The organism is Virgibacillus sp. M23, assembly GCF_034190895.1.
Taxonomy (GTDB): domain Bacteria; phylum Bacillota; class Bacilli; order Bacillales; family Amphibacillaceae; genus Virgibacillus; species Virgibacillus salarius.
In genome coordinates this window covers 1-1,176 of record NZ_JAWDHA010000125.1, presented here as the reverse complement: position 1 = coordinate 1,176, position 1,176 = coordinate 1, and the positions used below count along the sequence as shown (strand labels likewise).

2 protein-coding genes are annotated in these 1,176 nt (G+C 38.1%); both read left to right on the top strand.

From position 1 onward, the window contains the following. Nucleotides 1-208: 208 nt before the first annotated feature. Nucleotides 209-688, top strand: coding sequence for a hypothetical protein (locus tag RVS70_RS21510; RefSeq protein ID WP_014665701.1), 480 nt, complete (start codon nucleotides 209-211; stop codon nucleotides 686-688). Nucleotides 689-760: 72 nt separating this feature from the next. After that, nucleotides 761-949: a stress response protein CsbD gene (csbD, locus tag RVS70_RS21505; RefSeq protein ID WP_095432230.1), complete on the top strand. Its 189-nt coding sequence runs from the start codon at nucleotides 761-763 to the stop codon at nucleotides 947-949. Nucleotides 950-1,176 lie beyond the last annotated feature (227 nt).

Here is a 1,176-nt window from a genome sequence, read left to right as displayed (position 1 = left end):
GCATGAGAGAGATGATTCAAAGGAACGATTGTTTATATAAAGTATGAGACAAAACCATCTGCCGGCAGATGGTTTTTTTATATGCAAAAAAAGGGGAGCATCGGAACGTTTATTTCCGGGGAGAACAGGAAAAATCGCTACAGCACTGTTTTTTGTACAAAAGCCGTTTTGGGATGCAGATATACATGATTGATTGAGNGNGAATTCGATGTTTGGTTTCAATGATATGGTGAAGTTTCTATGGTCTTTCCTCATTGTTCTGCCGCTTGTACAGATCATACATGTTTCGGGGCACAGCTTTATGGCCTTTATTTTTGGCGGAAAAGGCTCATTGGATATTGGAATGGGAAAAACACTGCTTAAGATTGGGCCAATACGGTTCAGAACGATTTATTTTATCGATTCTTTTTGCCGATACGGGGATTTGAAGATTGACAATCGATTCTCAAATGCACTCGTGTATGCCGGAGGCTGCCTGTTTAACCTTATCACGATTTTTGCAGTCAATCTGCTGATTATCCACAGTGTATTAAAGCCGAATGTGTTTTTCTATCAGTTTGTCTATTTTTCTACGTATTACGTGTTTTTCGCCCTTCTGCCGGTTCGGTATTCAGAGAAAAAGTCATCAGACGGGCTGGCGATATACAAAGTGCTCCGTTACGGAGAGCGCTACGAAATCGATAAATAACATTCGAATGTTTAGTGCCTCTCAGATCGGGAAGATAACAAGTACACATATAAATGAGGGGAGAGAATCAACATGGGTAACGATAGTGTAAAAGACAAAATGAAAGGCGGCTTTAATAAAGCCAAAGGAGAAGTGAAGGATAAAGCCGGAGATATGACTGACAGAACGGATATGAAGGCTGAAGGCAAAAAAGATAAGGCGAAAGGCGAAATCCAAAAGGATATCGGGAAAGCGAAGGATAAATTCTCAGATAAAGATTAATCATACGGAAGAGGCAGGAAACGATATGTTTCTTGTCTTTTTTTTGTTCACTTTTTCTGATGTGAATAANTATAACAAAAAAAGCATCTGATTTGGTCAAAATATCTAAATTTTTCAAATATTATTTGAATTGATGAATCTCTTCTATATAATAATGACATGAGTTGTTAACTTTTGTAACATCACATGACAAAGGGAGGTTCTGAATGAAAAACAAAGGGGTTGGA

Coding starts and splice junctions, on each gene's coding strand:
- RVS70_RS21510 (WP_014665701.1), top strand. CDS start 209: ATGTTTGGTTTCAATGATATGGTGAAGTTTCTATGGTCTTTCCTCATT.
- csbD (WP_095432230.1), top strand. CDS start 761: ATGGGTAACGATAGTGTAAAAGACAAAATGAAAGGCGGCTTTAATAAA.